Origin of the sequence: Spirosoma sp. KCTC 42546 (assembly GCF_006965485.1) — a bacterium.
Lineage (GTDB): Bacteria > Bacteroidota > Bacteroidia > Cytophagales > Spirosomataceae > Spirosoma.
This window is the reverse complement of record NZ_CP041360.1, coordinates 635,391-656,570: the sequence shown is the minus strand read 5'-3', so window position 1 is coordinate 656,570 and position 21,180 is coordinate 635,391. Positions and strand designations below refer to the sequence as shown.

Sequence of the window (21,180 nt, the reverse complement as noted above, 5' to 3'; positions counted from 1 at the left end):
TGTCCGTCAAATTGAATCAATTTATCGGCTCGGCAAAATTCTCTAACAATATCGCATTAGGATAGGTTGATATATAGCCAGGTTTGAAACCTTTCGGTTTATAAACCATAGCCAGTAGAGATAATTGGAACAGAAAACGGCCATCTAATTAGATGAAGAAACCGATTCTCTGTCGAACTTAATCGGTAAACGCTATGAAAACGAACATGAAAGTAGTGGCATTAGCAAGCTTGTTGCTCACTGCCTTGTGTACAGTAGCTTCAGATACTGCCGTTGCACAAGCACCCGGACCCAGAAGGGTCATCGTTATTCCTAGGGCACCTGTAGCCCGTCAAGTGTGGGTTCCGGGTCACCACGTCCGTCGAGGACGCGATTATATCTGGGTAAATGGCTATTATCGGACAACACCCGTCCAGTATGCCACTTATTCAAAACCAGCCCGGTATAAAACCTGGAATCCCGGTTATTGGCGACAAACCCCCCGAGGGCAGGTTTGGGTTGAAGGTTATTGGAGTTATTAGATAATGGCAGAACCGTTCTGAGGGTTAACTCAGAACGGTTCTGCCTATCATACATTGGTGTTAAATCTTCTCTAAGTGCCATTAGCATTCGGCAAACTCGGGAAATAATAACCCGTGATCATCAATTCATTCATCGCCTGCTGGATTTCGTTGGGTGAGAGACCTTTAACCACATATCCATGTGCTCCAGCTCGAACGGCCTTCACAATATCTTCTTTCAGATCCGATATAGTCACGATGAGCACCCGTACAACTGGATATAAGTGTCGTAGCTGAATAGTCGTTTCAAAGCCATCCATTTCCGGCATGTGCAAATCCACTAAGGCCAGATCAGGAGCTTGGCTTCTATATTGTATCTGTACCAGCAAATCCCGCCCGTTTTTAGCTTCATAAAGTACTTCATAGCCATCAACTTTCTGGACTAAAGCGACCAGCGCTTCACGAAACAAATGGTGATCGTCGACGATGGCAACAGTAGTAGGCATATGAGAGAGTAGTAATCAACTTTGGAATGAGACAGCTAATTAGCTTCTTTTATTAACTATAGCTTCGAAGATTGAAAAAAATGGCAACAAAATTACTGTTTGAAAAAAGCCTGATCTTACTCTCTTATACTAGAGAGCAAGTCCACAACCGTCGTGTCGTATGAAATTAATCCAAAAAATAAGGCGATTACTTACCGAACCGTTGCAAGCACAAATCAATCAGGTGCAAGCGCAAATCAATCAAGTACAAGAGCAACTTAGGCAAGCCAAAGCAGATAATGCGGCCACTAAATTAGTGATGGGGGCAGGGCTGACTAAACTAGCCAGACAGGCTACATCTATGAAGGAAGCCGAATTTAAGGTATTTTCTCAGTTTGGGGATGATGGCATTATTCAGTATCTGATAAGTTGGGTCAAACCCAGCCTGGATACATTCGTTGAATTTGGAGTAGAAGATTATGAAGAAGCAAACACCCGCTTTTTGTTAATGAATAATAATTGGAAGGGGTTGATTATCGATGGTTCGTCAACGTTTATTGATTTCATTAAGTCCAGTACTTTTTATTGGCGATACAGCTTAAAAGCCGTTGCGAGTTTTGTTACCGCCGAAAACATAAACCAACTACTGGTTGATAATGGGATTACTGGCCAGATTGGTTTGCTCAGTATTGATATCGATGGGAATGATTACTGGGTATGGAAAGCCATTACGGCGGTCGAAGCCGACATTGTAGTTATCGAATACAACAGTTTGTTTGGCTCAGATAGAGCGATTACGATTCCCTATCAACCGGATTTTATGCGGGAGCAAGCCCATTACTCCTATTTGTACTTTGGCGCTTCACTACCCGCTTTATGTGACTTAGCTATTGAGAAGGGCTATGCTTTTGTGGGCTGTAATCAGGCAGGTAATAATGCGTACTTTGTCAAGAAGGAAAAATTAAATGGTTTAACGGCTTTGTCGGCCAAGGAGGGTTATGTTTATTCACGGTTTCGAGAAAGCAGAGATCAGGCAGGACAAATGTCCATGCTGGATGGTGTTGAGCGTAGCCCCCTCATCGCAGGTTTACCGGTGATTAATACAAAAACGAATCGTGAAGAGTATCTGTAAGTTTGATCTGTTGTGGGTGAGTTGACCGACAATAAATAGCGACGATCTGTAAAGCCATGCGTAGTTTATAGCAACACGCTGGAGCCGATAGTAGCAATGGTTAACTCTGACCTACTTTTTTCACAATTGATTTTTTGGTAGCAGACTTCGTAGCCGTAGCCTTGGGGGTACTCTTTTTTTGCACCGCCAGAAGCGCCTTCGGCTTTTTAATAACCTCGCTGCGCTGGACACGGCCCAAAAAAACTTTAACCGGGTTGTTGATGACAGCATAAAATTCATCGAAGTACTTTAGCGTGCGCTTTACGTAGGCAGAATCCAGATGGGGATTATTCGAGTACAGCGCATAAACTTGGGGTTTCAGTTGGTTGAACCGATCAAAGACTCGATGAAAAAACGCTGACGGATAGGCTATACTCCGATAGACCCGTTCCCGCACCGAGGTAATTCCAATGTTCTCGGATGGCAGGGCGTAAAAAGCCTCAACAATACCCGCCTGATCGAAATCGTAGGGAACCGGCACAGGATTCTTAAGCGTAGGAAGTGTTAGCAGCCGGATGTTATGCCGGTATGGTACTGACCAATCGGTGTTGCCAATAAGGTACTCAAACACCGCCAGTGTGGCCATGTGTAGGGAATCCATGCTAGCCATGCTGACTTGCCGGAGTTGATTGGGCAGCCCACCATTTCGTTTCATCAAACTAGATTCGTCTTCCAATAGCACGCCCCACCGGGTTTCGGTGGGGCGTTTGCCTGCCGAATCCACATAGCTCACCCGGCATAGTCGTGCCCGAAAGCTGTAGTCAGTCAGCAGGTTATAAAGCCGATACACCAGATACTCCCGCACAACGTACTCCTCACCTTCGCAGTGGGTGACCAACTTCAGCTTATTCTGGTTGGCAAACACTGTCTGGCTGGCTTTCTTTTTGGGTACATTCAGGTACAGGGGCGGAAATGAACAGTTGTTCCACAGCTTCCGAAAGTTGCCGCGCACCTGGAGTTTAACAGGAAGCGTTACAGTTTCACCCTGGGTACTGTGATAATTGAGTTGGGCAGAGTGCGCCATTGTGGTGTCACCCCGGTCTTTCAAAATGCGCTGAAACGAAGCCGTGAGGGTAAAGGCCAGCACCGAGTCGCTGCTGAAGAGGACGTTGCGTCGTGTCGAATCAGGCAAGGAAGTATTTTGGGCATAGGCCCCGGCCGTAACCGCCAGCACGAGAAGCAAAAACACGCGTAGAAATCTCATTGTGAGGTATAGGGTCAAGTGATCATAAAAGACGATAACCCGACCAATCTGCCAGTATAAACCGCCAATGCATGGTTGATAGATCGAGCCGCACTTTATCTTGATTGACTAATTAATCTGCCTAATTTCAGAAACTAATTGATTCATTTAGTAGGGAAAGCAAAGAAGTCTTTTTGAATAAGATGGAATCGTAAGGAACACGACTCCACATCGGCGAAGTTACTCAATAAAGGATAAAGGATCGACGATCAAACTTTATAAGCAAGTTACCCAGAAAGATGTCATACGTCCACAAAACAAAAACTTGGCTAAAAATGGTGAACTACCAAACTGAACGGCTTTTCTGAACGCAAAAAAGACAGTTTACAGTCTCTTCTCTACAACTCAGCTACCGTTAAAACATCCAACTAAATCACGGACAAGACAGGTTATAAAACTTAATCTTTTGATAGGTTTACTGAATGTCACAAATACATCTTATCCTAATGGCTTCACTTAATCAAGCCATTGGTTTTCATAACTATAAAATTTGAGTTTACTTCGTAGCAGATTTACAGGGTTGATTACACTGCCAGCGCTACCGAGGATACGCGGTACAGAATTCAACCTTCGGTACGCGCGTAATGGTTACTTGACGAATGATCAACAAATAGAATGTACACCCCTTTAAAGTTGCTCGTCGTGGAGGACGACATGATCATTGCTGCCAACATCGCCCTGCAACTCACTAAACTTGGCTATGAGGTGAGCGGGATTGTACCTAGGGGCGAAGAAGCCATTCTACATGCTGAAACCAACCGGCCTGACCTGATTCTGCTCGATATCAGTCTCAAAGGCTCACTCGACGGTATCGACACAGCCCATGCTATCCACCAGCAGTGGAACATCCCGATTATTTACGTTACGGCCAATACCGACGAGGCCACCTTTGCCCGGGCAAAAAAAACGCATCCCTACGCTTACATCGCCAAGCCGATCCGGGCAATTGAGCTACAACGGGCTATCGAGCTGGCCATGAGCCGCCTGGCCGACGAGCCGCCCACCTCTGCCAACCCTGTCCCCGACGCGCCGTTTATGCTCAGTGACCGGATTTTTGTACGGCACCGCGAAAAGATCGTCAAGATTTTCATCGCCGATATTCTCTACGTAGAAGCCGACCGCAACTACTGCCACCTCTGCACGGCCACCAAAGAATACCTGCTGACTACGACTCTGAAGGTGATGGAAGATAAGCTCCCGGCCAACTTTTTTGTGCGGGTCCATCGCTCCTATCTGGTAAATCTGACGCAGGTCGATGAAGTAGGTGAAGGCCATATCGGAATCGGGGGGAAAACGATTCCGCTCAGCCACCTCCTGCGCGAGGCACTACTGAAACGAATCCAGACCATTTGAGGCCGCCGGACATAACCGGCATTACCGTTCACACATCCGGTAAGAAAATACCCCCTTTCGGACAGTAAAAGGATACGCTCGTCCGGGCGAACTTGGTTGGGGAACACACTGGCGATAGTTTAGATCCGTTATCAGCCAAATCGCTTTGCCGGGCTGATTGGGCCGCTCCGTTTCAGACCACACCCAAACTATGTTTAACCATGCCGTTCCCGTTTGCTACTATTCGTTCGCCAGCGATTTTTTGCTTCCTGTGGCTCATGCCAGCGGCCGTATTGCAGGCGCAGGCCCCACCCGCAAAAACCCCAGCACTTCCACGAAGACTCGTCAGGCCGACAAGCGTGGCCATACGAATACAACACCAACGCATTCAGAACCGGGTTTCAAAAACTCTTCGCTGAGTTGAAAGCCCTTACCCTGCCTACCGAATTGCGAATTGGCCACGTCTGGCCCGATTTGCTATGTTCGACTACAAACTAATTATCTTCTATCTTCTATAACCACGTCTGGTCAATTCCTGCCGGGTAGTGCAGACTATATGGCAGCTTAAGCCAAAAACTTTATGCAAACGGTAGGCATTATTGGCGGAGCCGACGCTGGAAACGCTACATCAGGCCGTGTAGCATTGCTGGCTCAGAAATTCACTCAATCAATCCAAATAACCATACACACCCATGAAAACCAGTAACCTATTTCTCGTCATGGCCCGGCTGTTGACGCTGTTGCTCCTCCCGGCTTTCGCAGCCACCACCCTCGCTCAGGGCCTCAACCCCGAAGCTGTTGCCTTGACCAAAACCTACCAGACAGCCTACAATAAAGGCGACCGGCCCACGCTGATGACCCTTTTTGCCGACAATGTGGGCTGGGTAAACCCCGATGGCAGTGTAACGCCCGGTACTAAAGCCGATGTTGAAGCCGACTATGTACGCGATTTCGGCGAAACGGCCGGGTCGTATATGGACTTCACGGTGGTCAGCACCGAGGGCAAGCCTGATGGCAAGGTGAAAATCGGCACGACCGTTAGCGGCTACGATTTTGTGCGGAAAACCGGCGTGAAGCTCAACCCCACGGCAGGCACCTACGAGATGCTGATCGGCAAGGTCGGCGGACAGTGGAAAATCAGTCAGGTCAAGTGGAGTATGAACATGGTGGGGCTTGAGATGCGCGACCTGATGAAGCGGTTTCAGGATGCCTTCAACCGCGAGGAAGCAGCGACCCTAAAAACGATGTTCACCGCCGATGCCGTGCGGACGGCTACGGACGGCACCACCACAAAAGGGGCTGCGATAATTGACTTTTACACACAGGGCTTTGTCGATGCAGACGTGACCAACGTCGTTTCGCTGGCCAATGTTAGCCCGCAATTCGATGGCAGCGTGATTTTCACGGGAATCTATCGGCTCACGGGGCGGTCGGCAAAAGGAGACCGGATCGTGAGGGAGGGGGCTTACAGCAATACTGCGGTCAAAGAGAACGGGCAGTGGAAGATCAGCCGCAACACACAATCCAAACTCATCAAAGCGATGGTCTGTCACAAAGTGGCCGACTATGCCGCCTGGAAAAAAGGCTTCGATCTGTTTTATAACGAACGAATGCTGGCGGGCGAACTAAGTGCCGAAGTCAGTACGCTGGCCGACGACCCCAACATGGTTTGTATCATCAGCGAGTGGGCCTCGCCCGACGCACCGAAGGCTTTTTTTGCCCGCCCGGATTTGGCGGAAACGATGCGAAAAGACGGTGTCATTGGTAAGCCTACTATGCTAATTATGAGCAAGAAATAACCGACTCTACCCCCACCATAGTCGCCTGGTATGCAACGTCGCATACTGGGCGAAACAACCAAACCAAATCAATGAAAACCAACCAAGTTACCCTCGTTTTGGCTGCCTTCGTGGCCCTGTTCCTGTTTGCCGCCGGTTGCAATACACCCGCAAAGGAAACGGCTACCCAAACGACCGACGCGTCGGCCATAACACCTGAACAAAAGCAAGCGATTGAAAAGGAAATTTCTGGCCTTATCAAAGAATTTTTCCAACAGGTCGAAAAACTGGACATTGAAAAGTGTATGACCTACTTTGAAAATACGCCTGATTTTCAGGCCGTCAATCCCGATGGCACCTTCGGGGATTATAACGCACTCAAAAAATTGAACGCAGATGGGTTTAGCCAGATGAAGACGTTGAGTGTCGTGCCAGCCAAGGAAGCGATTCGGGTTTTGACTGACTCACTGGTGCTTTATACGTTCTCGATGGAACAGAATGCAACGCTCAAAACCGGCCAGAAAATGAAATTTGAACACGTAGCGGGAACGATGCTCTTCACCAAAATCAATGGCGCGTGGAAAGCGACGTTTTACCAGGAGTCGGCAGCAGCACCGGTCGCCGTCAAGTAGCAGCTACTAAGTGCATATAAAACCTATATCCTCGCAGCCTTTTCCCTATTCGATAGACCCATGAAAATCAAGCAACTTATTCCTGTTTTTGCCGCCCTGATCCTGTTTGCCGTCGGCTGCAATACCGCTCCCCAAAAAGCAGATGAGAAACCAGCGATTCAATCCGATACACCGGAGTACTTTATGTTACGGCCCGAAGTCGAAAAAGCGTATGGCTATTCCCATGCCGTTCGGATTGGCAATGAACTGAAAATATCGGGTGCGGTCAGTATGGACGAGAAAGGAAACCTGACGGCTAAAGGTGATTTGGGCCAACAAATGAAAAATTGCTACGCCGATCTGGACAAAATTCTGAAGCACTATGGCTACACTTGGGACGACGTTGTGGTGGAGAATATTCTGACCACGAACATGCCCGAATTTGTGAAACAGTCGGCTTACCGAAATACGATCTATAAAAAGCAGTTTCCGACCGGGTCGTGGTTTGGTGTAAAGGAATTAGCACTGCCCGGCCAGCTAATTGAGATTGAGTTAGAAGCCTATAAAGTGCGCTAATTTGTTTAATCGGATTCGACGATAAGACTCATCGTTTCTTTACGGATTCCTGCATGAGGCTAGCCCCAATCTCCCATCTCACATAGACGAGTGTTAACTGCTATACCGACATGACCGTTCCGCTCCCCCATACATCTACAACCGCAGGCGCCCTCAATCCAGTACCTTCATCAATCAAAAGCCGCATCGAGTCCATCGACGTACTGCGGGGCCTGATTATGATCATTATGGCGCTGGACCATACGCGCGATTTCTTCCACGCCCAGGCCTATACCGATGATCCGCTCAATCTCGATACCACTACACCGGTCCTGTACGTCACCCGCTGGATTACCCACTTCTGCGCTCCTACGTTTGCCTTGCTTTCCGGTACGTCCATCTACTTGCAGGGCATACGAAAATCGCGTAGCGAGTTGAGTCTGTTCCTGCTGAAACGGGGTCTATGGCTCATTGCAGCCGAGGTACTCCTGATTGTTCCGGCGGATACGTTTACACTGTTTAATACCATCACGCTGGTCGTTTTCTGGTCGCTGGGCATCAGTATGGTGTTCATGGCCGGGCTGACGTGGCTGCCGTTCCGGGCCATACTAAGCCTTGGTTTAGCGATCGTTTTAGGCCATAATCTGCTGGATGCGGTGGAACAGGCACCGGGATTTACGTCGGGTTTTTGGTGGGCGCTGTTTCATGGTGGTGATCACCGTGTGTTTGAATTCGCTCCCGGTCGGGTCATTGTGGTACTGTACCCGTTTCTTCCCTGGCTGGGGCTAATGATGCTGGGCTACTGCCTGGGCCGTTTGTTTGAGCCAGCGGTTTCGCCCACGAAGCGACAACAGTGGCTGTTTTCTCTCGGTGCCGGTGCCATTGGGTTATTTGTGGTGCTGCGTTTGCTGAATGGATACGGCGACCCCTTCCCCTGGAGCGTCCAGAAAGACGATCTCACTACCTTGTTCTCGTTCCTGAAAGTGCATAAATACCCCCCATCGCTGCTGTATATGTGCATTACGGTAGGGCCGGGACTGCTGGGACTGGCGTTGCTGGAGAACGTACACAACCGCGTTACGGGCGTGCTACGCACCTACGGACGAACGGCCTTTTTTTATTACACGATCCATTGGTATGTCCTACATACCCTGCGCATGATTGTCTTTTTTGCCGCTGGCCATACCATGACGGAGGCCGATAAAGCGCTGAAAACCATACCGATGCGGTTTGTGCTACCCGGCGATGGAGGCTACAACCTTGGGTTGGTTTACCTGATCTGGATAGCCGTTGTCGCGTCGTTGTATCCCCTGTGTCGCTGGTTTGATACCTACAAGACAACCCACAAAGAGCAGTGGTGGCTGAGCTATCTGTGATCAACCAATTCGGGATAAAACAACAGGATTTCGGGCATAAAGTCCAAACCTATATGGCCCTTGCTTTCCCAATTGTGAATGATATAGATCGGCGTTTTAGCGGCCAGGCTACCACAGAAAGTAGCCAACGAACCTGTTTAAACTTTTTTATCTACATCATAACGATATATGTGACTCAGCCTTCTTTACCCCTAAATCCCCTGAAGGGCAGGGCTGTTAAGTTCTGAATTTTCTTTACTTAACCAGCCTCTTTTGTTGGCTTATTTTTACCCCCCAACCCCCTGAAGGGGGAGAAAATCCACTTCGGAGTACTCCCCCTTCAGGGGGTTGGGGGGGTAAAAACGCTAGAACTTAACGGCCCTGCCCTGAAGGGGACTTTGTCTAAGTAGGAATTTAGTCCCCTTCAGGGGATTTAGGGGTAAAGAAGGCTAGAAAAATAAACGTTTAAACAGTCCAACCAAAACCTATTCAGGAAATGAACAAAAGTGAAAAAGTAAAAACAAGAACGGTTGTCATTCCTGGCGACCTGGAAGCCGTTAAAAAATTATGGTTCGACTATCTAGTTTGGGGTAATGACAACATGCAGGAACGCTATGGCGTCCATCCTCATAATCCAACAGAAGCTGTTGAACAGGACATCCAACAGATTGGCAAGTTTCAACCACCTTACGGACAGCTAATCCTTGCTATCTATGAAGATAAACTATGCGGACTTGGAAGCCTAAAACGTATCAACTCCGATATCGGTGAACTGAAACGAATGTTTGTTGATCCAGCGAGTAGACGGATTGGAGCTGGACGTGCTATCCTTAACCGACTTTTACTTGAAGCGAGAAAAGTCGGTTATAAAAAAATTCGGCTTGACAGTCCGAAGTTTATGGAAGCAGCTCACTCTTTATATAGAAGTTTTGGATTTCGTGACATTGAAGCGTATCCGGAAATGGAAATCCCTGCAGAATTTAAAGACTACTTGCTGTTTATGGAATTGGATTTGACGGACGACACTACGTAAATCCGAAATGATAAGCACACGTAAGCCCAGCCTATACTGCTGGGGGATCGATCTTAAAACAGTCAAACTAACCAATCAAACCCATGAAACATTTCCTGATTTCCCTCTCTGCTCTTTGGCTGCTGGTTAGCCTCGGCCTGTCGGCATCTGCACAGGCTCAGCAAACGGCAACGCCTTCACTCAAAAGTATCCACCTATTCGATATGCCCGCAGGTGTAACGGAGGCCCAACTATCGGCGGTGATTGGCGAGTTGAACACGATCATTAAACGCTTAGGGTACAGTAACGCCGGATACACACTCTACAAAGTAGCGGGAGAAGGAGCCGACAAATACCGCTACTTCTTCGAGGGCAATTGGCCCAATGCCAACGCGTATCAGAAAATCCACGACGACAAATCGTTTCAGGAAGCAGATAAAAAATTGGGTACGGTGTACGAGAAAATAAAAGCCGTTGAACTCTACCGTCGCTTAGTAAGAGTGCCTTAATCGTCTAACCATCAAAACCCAATGAAAACCAATCCATTTACCCTACTCCTGGCCATTGTTGCCATCACGTCTGTCTGCGTTACGGGTTGCAACGCCCCCGCAAAAAAAACAGAAGCTACCACGGAGCAGCTATCTGCTAAACCCGATATGGCCGCCATCAAAACGGAGATACAAGCTATCGAAACCGAATGGGCCAGCGCCACAACTGCTAAGGACATCGACAAAGTAATGGCACTCTACACAGACGATGCCATAGAAATGGCCGATGACGAACCCATGTCCGTGGGAAAGGCTGCGATCCGGCAGGTGTTGCTCAAAAGTATGAAAGCGCGCAAGGCCGGGATGACGGTTTCCTACGAGACGATGGACGTGTACGGCGATGGTAACCTAGTGACCGAAGTCGGGAAGACAACGATTAAAGACGAGGCTGGCAACGTGGTGAGCACCGGCAAATACATGGGCATTTTTGAAAAACGCGACGGAAAATTTATCTGCATCCGCGATATTAACAACGAGGATCAGAAAGACAAGTGAAGTAGCTTGGGCTAAGAAACCGGTCAATATGAATGGATGCGTTGTTTTTGGGTGGCTCCTCCTGCTATTGTGCCTGTCCGCGTCCGCCGGGCAGGCACAATCCACGGTGCTTTACTTCGACGAACCCCCCAAAGAGACGCTGGGCCGCAACCGAAATCAATTAACCATCAATCAATTCTTTACCGACCGCGACGATTTTCTCTGGTTCGTCACCGGCAGTGGCCTGAGCAGGTACGACGGCCATGAGATTGTAACGGTACGCTCTGATCCGGCGGATTTGAACTCCCTCTCCTCAGCGCGGGTGGCGGATATGATTCAGGACGAGCGAGGCACGTTCTGGATAACCACTCGCGACGGGGGCCTTAATGCCTACAATCAGCGAACGGGCAACGTGACCCATTTTAAGCACCTGCCTGCAAACAAAACCAGTTTATCGTCGGATAAGCTTCGATTTCTTCAACGTGATGAATCCGGTTATCTCTGGATCGGGAGCGATTGGGGCATGAATCGATTCGACCCCAAAACGGGCCGTACTGTCCGTTTTTTGCCCAAACCAGGCGAGTCAGGGCAGTTGCAGGGCAACCCGCTGTCGCCTATTCTGGTGGAATCGCACGATGTTTACGTTTGCACAACGGCTGGATTCGAGCAGTTTGATCGATCAAATAATCAATGGCGGTGCTTTCCGACTGTAAATAAATCAGGGGTGCCCATCCCTAACGTCCCTGATGGTCTCAATGTGATTAACGGCCTCTGCAAAGATCGTCAGGGCCTGATCTGGATGGGTGTTCCGGACCAAACCGGGCTGCGGGTTTTTAACCCCAAAACAGGTCAAATCAAATGGTTCGATAGGCGAACGGTCGACGGCAAACCCATTCCGTTTCCAAACGTGATTCTGGAAGATCGGGCGGGGCGGCTTTGGCTTTGCTGCGATAACGACATCTTCCGCATTTCCGCCGACCGGACCATCATGGAGCAATGCACACCTGTAGCCATCAGCAATGGGGAACAACTCAAAGAGTTGGTAACTCTGTATGAAGATAAACAGGGGTTAATCTGGCTGGAGAGGGCGAGCGACAAAAATCCGCTTTTTTTCGATCCCCGCCAGGAACGTCACCCCAACATTCCACTGCCAAAATTTACTAACACCGCCGGTGCGGTTCCGGCCCGGCCTGGATTGGCCCGGCCCGTGACGGAGTCCCTCATGCCCGACTCGGAAGGCTTCCTTTGGATCAGTACCGATCTGGGCCTGATTCGATACAAGCCGGGCCAGTCCAGGCCGGGCCAATCCAGGCCGGGCCAGAATGAGATGAAGATTGTACTGAAACAGCCCTTGACCTATTTCACCCTACCGCTTCCAGGTGCGGCCGGGACCAGCTACGATCCATACCTGCTGGTAGGTGCGGAGGCTGGCTTGTTCGTTTACGAAAAAAAAATGGGTCGTCTCACACCCGTCCGTTTAGATAAGGCCGGGAGTAAGACGATCCCGAATGCCATCGCTTCGGTTATTGACCAGGATGGTGACCTCTGGATTTCAACTTGGGGGCAGGGGCTCTTCCGCATTCCGAAAGGCGGCTTATCGGTCGAGACGGGGCTGGTGAATACCTGTGAACAGTGGAAAAACGATCCCACCAACGCCAATAGTTTATTGTCGAACACGCTGCAAAAGATTGCGGTCGATGCCCAGAACACGGTGTGGGTGTGCGGAGCCGCTCACGGCCTTAGTCGGGTGAACAAACGAACCCGACACGTGCAGCGGTTTGTACTCCGGCAAGGCGACCCTTATGGACTAGCCAGCAACTACACGTTTGCGCCCCTGATTGATCAGCAGGGCGATGTGTGGGTAACGAGTGGGTATGCGGCTCCCTTACAGAAGCTGTCGGTCAAAACGGGGCGATTCAAAAAATATGGTGCAGCAAACGGGTTCACGGATGATTATTTTGCCCACGCTACCCTCGACAGAACCGGCAAAATCTGGTTCAACCAGCATCAGGTGGTATCCTGTATCGACCCCCTTACGGAGCGCGTAACCACGTTTCCGCAGTTTGTAGGCAACTCGGTTTATTCTACGCCCATTACAGCACTGGCTACTACCGGCGAAATATATTTCGGTTGCCAGAACAACTTACGGAGGTTTGGGCCAAACGATACCATCCATACCATTCCTAAAGCCTCATCACCGCTGCGGTTGGTGGGCGTTTCCTGCTTCGACATCGACGGGACGCAAACCATGCGTCTCCTGCCCCCAGATCGCTGGCGAGCCAATGAGCTGGCATTGTCGCACCGGGAAAACACTTTAGAACTAAAATTTGCGCTGCTGGATTACCGAAACACCAGCAGTCGTGCCTATGCCTATTCCCTGACCGGACCGAATGACGAGCCACAATGGGTAAGCATCGGCCTGAAAAACACCGTTGATTTTGCCCAGATGAAGCCAGGAACGTACCTGTTCCACTTGAAAGCCCGCAACAGCGACGGAATTTGGACAAATCTGGCACCCCTCCGCATCAGCATCAGCCCGCCCTGGTGGCAAAGCCCCTGGGCATATTTGGCTTATGCGCTGCTACTGCTACTCGGCTTTTGGTACTTATTGAGGTTCCGCTTACGTGAACAGGCCCGTGAACTGGCCCTGCAGGAAGCCGTTGTCATTAAACAACAGCGCGACGAGATTGCTCAGAAAAACGCACAGAACGAACTCCTGCTGAAAGAGATTCATCACCGGGTCAAGAATAATCTGGAAGTGGTGTCAAGTTTGCTGGCATTACAATCGGCTAAAGTTACTGACCCTAACGTACAGGAAGCCATACAGGCCAGTCAGAACCGGGTGCAGAGTATGGGCATCATTCACCAGAAACTGTACCAGGGCAAGCAGTTAGGGGCGATTGAGATGCGCGATTATTTTCTTAACCTCAGCGAAAGCATCCTCGATTCGTTCGATGCGGCCAGTCGGATCACCATCTATTGTTCGATGCCCGAGCTGGTACTGGATATTGACACGGCGGTTTCCATAGGACTAATAACGAATGAGTTACTGACCAACTCGCTTAAATATGCCTTTATCGGTAAAGACAACGGCACAATTCGCATCAGTCTGACGCGGATGGACGATGATTCATTGTTGTTGCAAGTGGCCGATAATGGTATTGGCAAGCAACTCGTGGAATCCGTTAACGAAACGGGTTTCGGCACCCAGTTAGTGGAACTGCTTACCCGCCAGCTCGAAGGTAGGCTGACCTACGAAAACCAGGACGGAACGCTTGTCAAACTTCGCTTCAACCGGCCACCCATTGCCTAAATCCAGTCAAAAATCAGAACTCTGTATTCGACCGTTTGCTTACCTGGTAACCAATTTCCGGCTTTCTATAGGGTGCGTTTTTGTTATGGAACGAGCCTGTTGAATACCGTACCTTTTCGTCTCCTCGTCCTGGCCGTTTTCGACCACTAAAAGGGTCATTTATTTGACTAAATTGACTGACAAACTACTAATAATAAGCCATTTACACTGTTGGTTGCAGTTATAGAAATCGTCCACGAAACCCTCGGTTACTTTATGACTCCCAGGTCACGTACTTCTGCCAGTTATGGTGTTCCCTAAAGCCTAGCACTTCCCGAATTTTGCGATTTGAAAACAAGGCTTCATGCTCTCCCAACTCGCGCGTAAGAGGCACACCAGGGAAGAACCTTTCCACAAGTCCCAGGCTGGGAAGTATGGCCCCGTTCTGATCGTTGCCCGCATTGAAAATCTGATAACCTAAGCCGTCTTTTTGCAAGCACAAATCCACAATCTGGCCCAGGTCACGCGCATCGATGTAACAGAAGGCATTCCGACGTCGTAACTCAGGGTTGGTAAAATAAGAGGGAAACAGCTCGGCGTATTCGTGCGGTTCAATCACATTACCGATCCTAAGGGCATACATATCAAAGCCCGACCGGCGCTGGAAGCTGCGTGCCGTTTGTTCATTGACAACCTTCGATAAGCCGTAGCTATCCATAGGATCAACGTTATAATCCTCTTCCAAAGGCAACACGGTAGGATTGGTTTGGCCATCGGAAAAACAGATCCCATAGGTAGTCTCTGAAGAGGCAATAATAATCTTTCGAATGCCCAGTTTAACAGCCGCTTCAATCACATTATAGGTACCCATGGTGTTTACCCGAAACGTTTCATTATCGGGTTTAAGTAAAATTCGGGGCACGGCCGCAAAATGGACGACCGCATCAAATTTGGGGACGCCAGTACCTGACTCCAATTCATCTAAGCCGGCATACGAACTCATGGCATTAAACATTTGTCCAGAATCCGTAATATCAGCGACGAGATTATTGACCCCGGGATGATCAAAGGGCATCAGGTCTACATTCAACACTTTATGGCCTTGGTCGAGCAGGTAGGGAATGACGTGCTTTCCCGCTTTTCCCGATCCACCGGTGAAAAATATGCGCTTTTTAGTCATGTATGCTGCTGATTAATCTATGATTTTTCTGGTTACAAATTGATCTTGTTTGGCCTACTTATTGCAGGTCAATTTAAACTTTATTCGTTCATTGAGTGATCGTAAGGGTAGCTCTGAGTTAGGTCCTTGAATACTCGGTAGGATACGCCGTTATGTAGGCATGGAGCAACTTCTTTACACCAGCATCCCCGATACGGCGGATCGCGCCTATTGGCAATTGAAGACCGACGATGTGACCCACTCGCTCCAGAGTTTTGTACCCATCTATCCTGAACTCCATCAACAACTTAAAGTTCAGGCTTGGAATGCCAGTCAAACTAAGTTGGCCAAAAAGAGTAAACCGCTTCCGCCCATGGATGTGGAGCAAAGTGGTCACTTCTAGTGACATTCGGATTGACATAAACAGCTGATTTTGTTTAGGCAATTCCTCTACTGTCAAACGGGCGTTCAGAAAAACTCCAACTAATTTCACGATAATGTAAACCGTATTTGGCCCACTTTTGGGGTAGCTGTCTGGCTTGCCTGTTAGGGTACAACTAATTATAAAAAGGAAGTAGCATTTAGAACTTAAAAGAACCTACTCTGGAGCGTCTGGCCTCAGCTTGGCATACAGACTTGAATTTGGGTAGACCCATTGAAGTGATAACGGATATGGCAAAGAGTCATAAACTGGGTTTTAGCATTTACCAAGATACCCGGGAGTCTTTTTTTGATCTGTTTACGATGCTTTACCATCACCCTTCAATTAATCCTCCGAATAGTTTCAGGCCAAGGTACTCAATTCCTATGCCTTTCTAATACAATCAACAGTTTGAAAATTATTTGTAATAACCTAAAGTTGATAGTCACCAATGCAGAAGAAAGCTATGGAGTGGTCATTAGTGGCTTTCTTCTGCTTTAACGCAGGGCTATTGATATTAACTCATATTGATTCTATCCACCCCTTGCATTCGTATTTCGTTTGCTCAATAATAAATCTTAACCTCTCTGTAATAATTCATGAAGTCCGGCGACTAATAAGCTAAAACTAAAAAAACTATGCAGGCTACTAATCAATCTGCCAGCGCTAAACCACTATCAATCAGGATTAATCGTGTCCTGTATGGGGCATTTGTTCTCTTGAGCCTCTACTTTTTTCTGAACGGCTCATATCAGGATGCCGCAAGTAATCTGGGACTCGCCCTGATTTTTGACCCCTTCAATCAGATGGTGCGTTGGGAGAATCGCCCACGTTGGCAACGCGCCTGGCTACTTGTCCATCTGCTGGTCATGGCAGGAATCGGTTTGGTTTACTGGAAAACCTTCAGCGCTTAAATCGATCATGAGGCTCTATACATGCTGGTGACTGGTCTAGCCAGTGCTATTCTTAGCTTCATTAGTATTCGGGTAGTGTTGCATTTTATCCCGGTTGCCGTTTTGAAAAATATGCTACGTTCCAGCACAGGCTGGGAAGATGCGATAAAAATAATGGATGCGTTTAATCACCTGAAACAGGCAGAAACGCTCCTCGACGATCAACCAGAGATGATGAAAATAGAAGTTTGGAAAGAGTTAGCGTTTGCCTACGCCTATATCGAGTGGGATATGAAGCAGGCGCTGGCCAACTGGAGTAAGATAAAGCCGTCACCTGATGGATTCCCCTCGGCTTTTGGGTATTTGTTCTGGGCGGCACTTTCCCGGGCGCAGGGGGAATCAGCCGAGCAGATTCATGAGTGGGTAGCCAAAGGGTTAGCGGAATTGCCCGCCACTCTAACCCGCAGCGAGGATCGGCTTCGGTATCAGTTATTGACCAGTTTGACTCAACAGAAAATAGTGCTTTCAGTGCCTTAATTGTCCTTCGCCATTGTTCCTCATGCTATCAGAGCAGGAATTTATCCGACAGATTCGCCAGCATCAGAAAATCATCCTTAAAGTTTGTCACCTCTATGCAGACAAACCGGAAGATCGCGAAGATCTGTTTCAGGAAATCTTGCTGAATGCCTGGAAAGCTAATAGCAAGTACCGACGGGAGGCTAAGTTCACGACCTGGCTCTACCAAATCGGGCTGAATACGGCTATCTCTTTCTTGCGGAAAACAAAACGAAAACCATCTCAAGAGGGACTTGAGGAGGATCTTCAACTTCCTGATTTGACTGATGACGCAACAGAACAGCAATTTGTTACGCTTTATCAGGCCATTGGGCAGTTGGATAAGATTGATAAAGCGGTCGTGATGCTCTATCTTGATGAATACGACTATACGGCCATTGGCCAACTATTGGGGATTACACCTAATTACGTAGCTGTAAAAATGAATCGGATCAGGCAGCAGCTCAAACAAACTGTACAACAAAACTAATCGATGGAGCTGGATGAGTTTAAAGCCCTTTACCAGGCTCATTTTGAGCTAGTTCCTGACAAGTCGGGGACTGCTCTGGAGGAAATGCTTCGGAAGCGATCGTATACCGCTATCGAGCGTATTTTACGAAACCTGCTGTGGGAAGTCGGAGCTGCCCTGGTCATCCTGCTCGTATTGGCCTTTGTGATGGTCACGTGGTCGTCGACTGTCTTTCGGTGGGTAGGTGGCTTCCTGGTTATGCTTAGTGTGATCCAGGTGGTTGCGTTTATCCGGCAATACCGTCAGCTTAGCGCTCGACTGAATTGGTCACCAGGGACCGTAAAGCAGTATTTACAGGAAATGGAAGCTATTGTTAGTCGGTTTGTGCGGGTTTATTATCGCTATTGTATGCGTTCAATTCCAGTGGCGATGGTCGTAGGTGGCTTGTTTGGTGGCTATGTGGGGGTTACCGACAATAGGACCGACCCCGCCTTTTCAGCCTTACCAGAAAGGCCTACTATCCTATTTGTTGTGATGTGGCTTGTATTTTCTGTATTGTTGGTCATTGGCACTTATTTTATGCTCAAGTGGTACATTCAGCGCTTATATGGCCAGTATCTGGATGAACTCAAGGCCTGTATCACGCAGCTTGACTAAAGAATAATATGCCCCTATCGAGGAAAGAACTAGAGGAACTCACTATAAATGCAAAAAAAGTGAAGCACGAAGCGTTTGATTTGGACAAAATCAAACGCTTCTTTCAGCTAACGGATAAAAAGAACGTTTACCAGGTTATCTCCGATCGAACTTGTCAGGACCTTGACCTGGATGAGGTATTCATGTTTATTGATCGGACTAGCTCAAAGGTGGGCCAGCAGCTTCTTTATTACACACTACGGACGATACCTAATCAGCGGCTCAGGAGCGAGCGGTTTGAGAAAATCATCGGGCTTATTCAGGGCAATAAGGACCTTAAAGAGACTTTGTTAGTAGAATTATCTACCCTTAACAGGGCGAATGCTTACTCGATCACATCCTTATTCCTCAAAGATCATCTTCAAAAGCCTACCTGGTTTTGGCTGCTTAAGGTTCTGGCGATTGCCAGTCTGTCCAGCGTATTACTCTCCATTATTTTTCCCCAAACGCTTTTACTGCTTCTGCCTTTACTGGCGATCAATTTCTCCATTCACTATTGGAACAAAAATAATCTGTATCAATATGCCGGTTCAATTCCACAACTAGCCCGTATGAATCAAGCGGCCAAACAGATTAGCCAGCAGAAAGAGGTCATCAGTTTAAACGCCGGGATTAGTCAGTCAATTGAAGCGATAGAACGATTGGGGCCCCAAATGTCCCTGTTTAAACTGGAAGCAAAATTGCAAAGTGAACTGGGATTAATCGCTGATTACGGGCTGGAGCTGATAAAAGCACTATTTCTACTAGAGCCCCTGATTTTTTATAATGTCCTGGATGAAATCAACCGGAAGCAAGTCCAGATACAGGCCGTTTACGAGTATATAGGTGAAATAGACGTGGCGATGTCGATTTATTTCCTACGACAGGATCTGCCTTTTTTCTGCCTGCCGACCTACCTGGTCGACCAAAAACAGCTAGTGGCTCTGGATACGTATCATCCGCTGATTGACCAGGCTGTGCCTAATTCGATTGACGTATTGAGCAAATCAGTCTTACTAAGTGGATCGAATATGTCGGGGAAAACTACGTTTATTCGCACGATTGGTATAAATGCGATCCTGGCCCAAACCCTGAATACGTGTTTTGCCAGGCAATGGCGTATGCCCCTGCTAAAAGTTCACTCAGCTATCCGCAGTACTGATAATCTGTTAAGCGCTAAAAGTTATTATTTCGATGAAGTACTGACGATCAAAACCTTGCTTGAGGAAAGCCAATCGCCTGTAGGACACCTTTTTTTAGTCGATGAACTGTTTAAAGGGACGAATACGGTTGAGCGGATCGCATCCGGAAAAGCGGTTTTAACCTATTTGAATCGAGCGCTTAATTTTGTTTTTGTCGCTACCCATGATCTGGAGTTAGCCGACCTGTTAAAAGACTCCTTTCAACTCTTCCATTTTACCGAGATCGTACAGCGGGATACGGTAGTGTTTGATTACAAACTCAAACCAGGCAATTTAACGGATACGAATGCCATCCGAATCCTAGAATTGAACAAGTATCCAGAAGAGGTCACCAGAGAAGCGGCTCAACTAGCCAGACGTATGTATACTAACAAACTATAACTAACCTGATGAACCAAAAGCCTAGTTCGTAAAACTTGCGGCCGGTAAGGCAACAACGCAACCTAGCGGGGCAAATTCACCCTGGCGTTGGTTAATAAGTATACCAGCAATCACTGATCCATGAACCAGCCCGCTATCCCGATAATCGACCCAGACACATTTGTAGATCTATATGTCACCAGCGAAGCGCGTGAGCAGGCACGGCATCTACACTCGCCAGCCGATAGCCATAACCGCTTTCCGGCCAGCTGTTTTTTTACTCTGATGCGGATTGAGGATTTTGCCCGCCAGATTAGTTTCCCGATACCAGCCAGCCGGAGTTTTCATTACGATTTTATGCTACTGACCCACGGATCCATTCAACGAACGTATGGGCTGGAATCGTATACGATTGGCCCAGGCATGTTTTCAGCGTACCGGGCAGGTGATATCGTCTCAACGGATAGCTGTAGTGCCGATGCTACCGGATTTTATGGTCTGTTCGATGCAGCGTACGTATTAACTACGCTCAAAAATCCGCATGCGTTAGCCGAACTGAGTTTTTTTCAGCCCGATGCCAGCCCACTGATACTCCTCGATACAGCTACCGAATCGGACTGGCTGGCGCAACTGGGCCGAATTGAACAGGCGCTCAAAAGCCAGCGTACGGATAGCCAGTTGTACATCAGTTCATTGTTCTATGCCTTTTTGCTGGATATACAGCAGCACTACGGTCATCGGAAACAGATCCGTCAACTATCATCGTCGGCCTTACTGACCGCTCACTTCCGGCAGTTACTGACCCGTCACATCCTAAGCAAACGCACCGTAAATGAATACGCCGACCTACTGGCCGTAACCCCGAACCACCTCAACAAATGTGTTAAAGAAACCACCGGCAAACCCGCGAGCGTATTGATAGCCGAGATGCTACTCCTGGAAGCGAAGGTGCTGCTGGGTCAACCGGGCTTGTCCATTTCGGAGATTGCCTACCGGCTCAGCTTTGACGACCTATCGTATTTTGCCCGTTTTTTCAAAAAACACACGGGTCTGAACCCGACTAACTACCGGCAACAGGCATAATTTGTGC

23 protein-coding genes are annotated in these 21,180 nt (G+C 48.3%); 20 read left to right on the top strand and 3 right to left on the bottom strand.

The window, feature by feature from the left end; genetic code table 11:
* Positions 1 to 194: 194 nt before the first annotated feature.
* Entirely contained in the window at positions 195 to 521 is a 327-nt protein-coding gene (locus tag EXU85_RS02880; protein ID WP_142770628.1) for a YXWGXW repeat-containing protein, read from the top strand.
* A gap of 71 nt (positions 522 to 592) precedes the next feature.
* Here the strand turns inward: EXU85_RS02880 and EXU85_RS02875 are convergent, their stop codons facing one another.
* On the bottom strand, positions 593 to 1,006 hold the full coding sequence (locus tag EXU85_RS02875) for a response regulator transcription factor (RefSeq protein ID WP_142770627.1): 414 nt from the start codon (positions 1,004 to 1,006) through the stop codon (positions 593 to 595).
* Between the two features lie 160 nt (positions 1,007 to 1,166).
* On the opposite strand from EXU85_RS02875, the gene EXU85_RS02870 reads away from it, so the two are divergent.
* Positions 1,167 to 2,117, top strand: coding sequence for a FlxA-like family protein (locus EXU85_RS02870; protein ID WP_142770626.1), 951 nt, complete (start codon positions 1,167 to 1,169; stop codon positions 2,115 to 2,117).
* Between the two features lie 100 nt (positions 2,118 to 2,217).
* On the opposite strand, the gene EXU85_RS02865 is transcribed toward EXU85_RS02870, so the two are convergent.
* On the bottom strand, positions 2,218 to 3,360 hold the full coding sequence (locus EXU85_RS02865; RefSeq protein WP_142770625.1) for a hypothetical protein: 1,143 nt from the start codon (positions 3,358 to 3,360) through the stop codon (positions 2,218 to 2,220).
* Between the two features lie 654 nt (positions 3,361 to 4,014).
* On the opposite strand from EXU85_RS02865, the gene EXU85_RS02860 reads away from it, so the two are divergent.
* From EXU85_RS02860 to EXU85_RS02815, 11 genes are all read left to right on the top strand, one after another.
* Positions 4,015 to 4,752, top strand: a complete 738-nt coding sequence (locus EXU85_RS02860; protein WP_142770624.1) for a LytTR family DNA-binding domain-containing protein — start codon at positions 4,015 to 4,017, stop codon at positions 4,750 to 4,752.
* 190 nt (positions 4,753 to 4,942) lie between these two features.
* The gene (locus tag EXU85_RS02855) at positions 4,943 to 5,155 is read left to right on the top strand and encodes a hypothetical protein (RefSeq protein WP_142770623.1); all 213 of its coding nucleotides are present in this window, start codon (positions 4,943 to 4,945) and stop codon (positions 5,153 to 5,155) included.
* A 156-nt stretch (positions 5,156 to 5,311) separates the two neighbouring features.
* Positions 5,312 to 5,437, top strand: coding sequence for a hypothetical protein (locus tag EXU85_RS35935; RefSeq protein WP_256366026.1), 126 nt, complete (start codon positions 5,312 to 5,314; stop codon positions 5,435 to 5,437).
* Positions 5,424 to 6,530 carry a DUF4440 domain-containing protein gene (locus EXU85_RS02850; protein ID WP_142770622.1) on the top strand — a complete coding sequence of 369 codons (1,107 nt, stop codon included), beginning with the start codon at positions 5,424 to 5,426 and terminating at the stop codon, positions 6,528 to 6,530. Before EXU85_RS35935 ends, EXU85_RS02850 begins: the two co-directional genes overlap by 14 nt.
* A 71-nt stretch (positions 6,531 to 6,601) precedes the next feature.
* Entirely contained in the window at positions 6,602 to 7,141 is a 540-nt protein-coding gene (locus EXU85_RS02845) for a nuclear transport factor 2 family protein (RefSeq protein WP_142770621.1), read from the top strand.
* A 60-nt stretch (positions 7,142 to 7,201) separates the two neighbouring features.
* Positions 7,202 to 7,696 (top strand): RidA family protein, encoded by a 495-nt coding sequence (locus EXU85_RS02840; protein WP_142770620.1) that lies wholly within the window; start codon positions 7,202 to 7,204, stop codon positions 7,694 to 7,696.
* 110 nt (positions 7,697 to 7,806) lie between these two features.
* The gene (locus EXU85_RS02835; protein ID WP_142770619.1) at positions 7,807 to 9,051 is read left to right on the top strand and encodes a DUF1624 domain-containing protein; all 1,245 of its coding nucleotides are present in this window, start codon (positions 7,807 to 7,809) and stop codon (positions 9,049 to 9,051) included.
* Between the two features lie 475 nt (positions 9,052 to 9,526).
* Entirely contained in the window at positions 9,527 to 10,063 is a 537-nt protein-coding gene (locus EXU85_RS02830; protein WP_142770618.1) for a GNAT family N-acetyltransferase, read from the top strand.
* An 83-nt stretch (positions 10,064 to 10,146) separates the two neighbouring features.
* A complete protein-coding gene (locus EXU85_RS02825; protein ID WP_142770617.1) occupies positions 10,147 to 10,551 on the top strand; it encodes a hypothetical protein in 405 nt (134 codons plus the stop codon).
* A gap of 21 nt (positions 10,552 to 10,572) precedes the next feature.
* A complete protein-coding gene (locus tag EXU85_RS02820) occupies positions 10,573 to 11,085 on the top strand; it encodes a DUF4440 domain-containing protein (protein WP_142770616.1) in 513 nt (170 codons plus the stop codon).
* Between the two features lie 28 nt (positions 11,086 to 11,113).
* Positions 11,114 to 14,377: a histidine kinase dimerization/phosphoacceptor domain -containing protein gene (locus tag EXU85_RS02815; protein ID WP_142770615.1), complete on the top strand. Its 3,264-nt coding sequence runs from the start codon at positions 11,114 to 11,116 to the stop codon at positions 14,375 to 14,377.
* Positions 14,378 to 14,630: 253 nt separating this feature from the next.
* Here the strand turns inward: EXU85_RS02815 and EXU85_RS02810 are convergent, their stop codons facing one another.
* Positions 14,631 to 15,536, bottom strand: a complete 906-nt coding sequence (locus EXU85_RS02810) for an NAD(P)-dependent oxidoreductase (RefSeq protein WP_142770614.1) — start codon at positions 15,534 to 15,536, stop codon at positions 14,631 to 14,633.
* A gap of 160 nt (positions 15,537 to 15,696) precedes the next feature.
* Here EXU85_RS02810 and EXU85_RS02805 point away from each other — a divergent pair, with 160 nt between their 5' ends.
* The 7 genes from EXU85_RS02805 to EXU85_RS02770 all read left to right on the top strand — a co-directional run bounded on the left by EXU85_RS02805 (position 15,697) and on the right by EXU85_RS02770 (position 21,173).
* Positions 15,697 to 15,918, top strand: coding sequence for a hypothetical protein (locus EXU85_RS02805; protein WP_142770613.1), 222 nt, complete (start codon positions 15,697 to 15,699; stop codon positions 15,916 to 15,918).
* 656 nt (positions 15,919 to 16,574) lie between these two features.
* A complete protein-coding gene (locus EXU85_RS02795; protein WP_142770612.1) occupies positions 16,575 to 16,850 on the top strand; it encodes a hypothetical protein in 276 nt (91 codons plus the stop codon).
* 21 nt (positions 16,851 to 16,871) lie between these two features.
* Positions 16,872 to 17,366 (top strand): hypothetical protein, encoded by a 495-nt coding sequence (locus EXU85_RS02790; RefSeq protein ID WP_142770611.1) that lies wholly within the window; start codon positions 16,872 to 16,874, stop codon positions 17,364 to 17,366.
* 22 nt (positions 17,367 to 17,388) lie between these two features.
* On the top strand, positions 17,389 to 17,874 hold the full coding sequence (locus EXU85_RS02785; protein ID WP_142770610.1) for an RNA polymerase sigma factor: 486 nt from the start codon (positions 17,389 to 17,391) through the stop codon (positions 17,872 to 17,874).
* Positions 17,875 to 17,877: 3 nt separating this feature from the next.
* Complete coding sequence (locus tag EXU85_RS02780; RefSeq protein WP_142770609.1) at positions 17,878 to 18,510, top strand: hypothetical protein; 633 nt, start codon at positions 17,878 to 17,880, stop codon at positions 18,508 to 18,510.
* An 8-nt stretch (positions 18,511 to 18,518) separates the two neighbouring features.
* Positions 18,519 to 20,111 carry a DNA mismatch repair protein MutS gene (locus EXU85_RS02775; protein WP_142770608.1) on the top strand — a complete coding sequence of 531 codons (1,593 nt, stop codon included), beginning with the start codon at positions 18,519 to 18,521 and terminating at the stop codon, positions 20,109 to 20,111.
* Between the two features lie 120 nt (positions 20,112 to 20,231).
* Complete coding sequence (locus EXU85_RS02770) at positions 20,232 to 21,173, top strand: AraC family transcriptional regulator (RefSeq protein WP_142770607.1); 942 nt, start codon at positions 20,232 to 20,234, stop codon at positions 21,171 to 21,173.
* Positions 21,174 to 21,180: the final 7 nt, after the last annotated feature.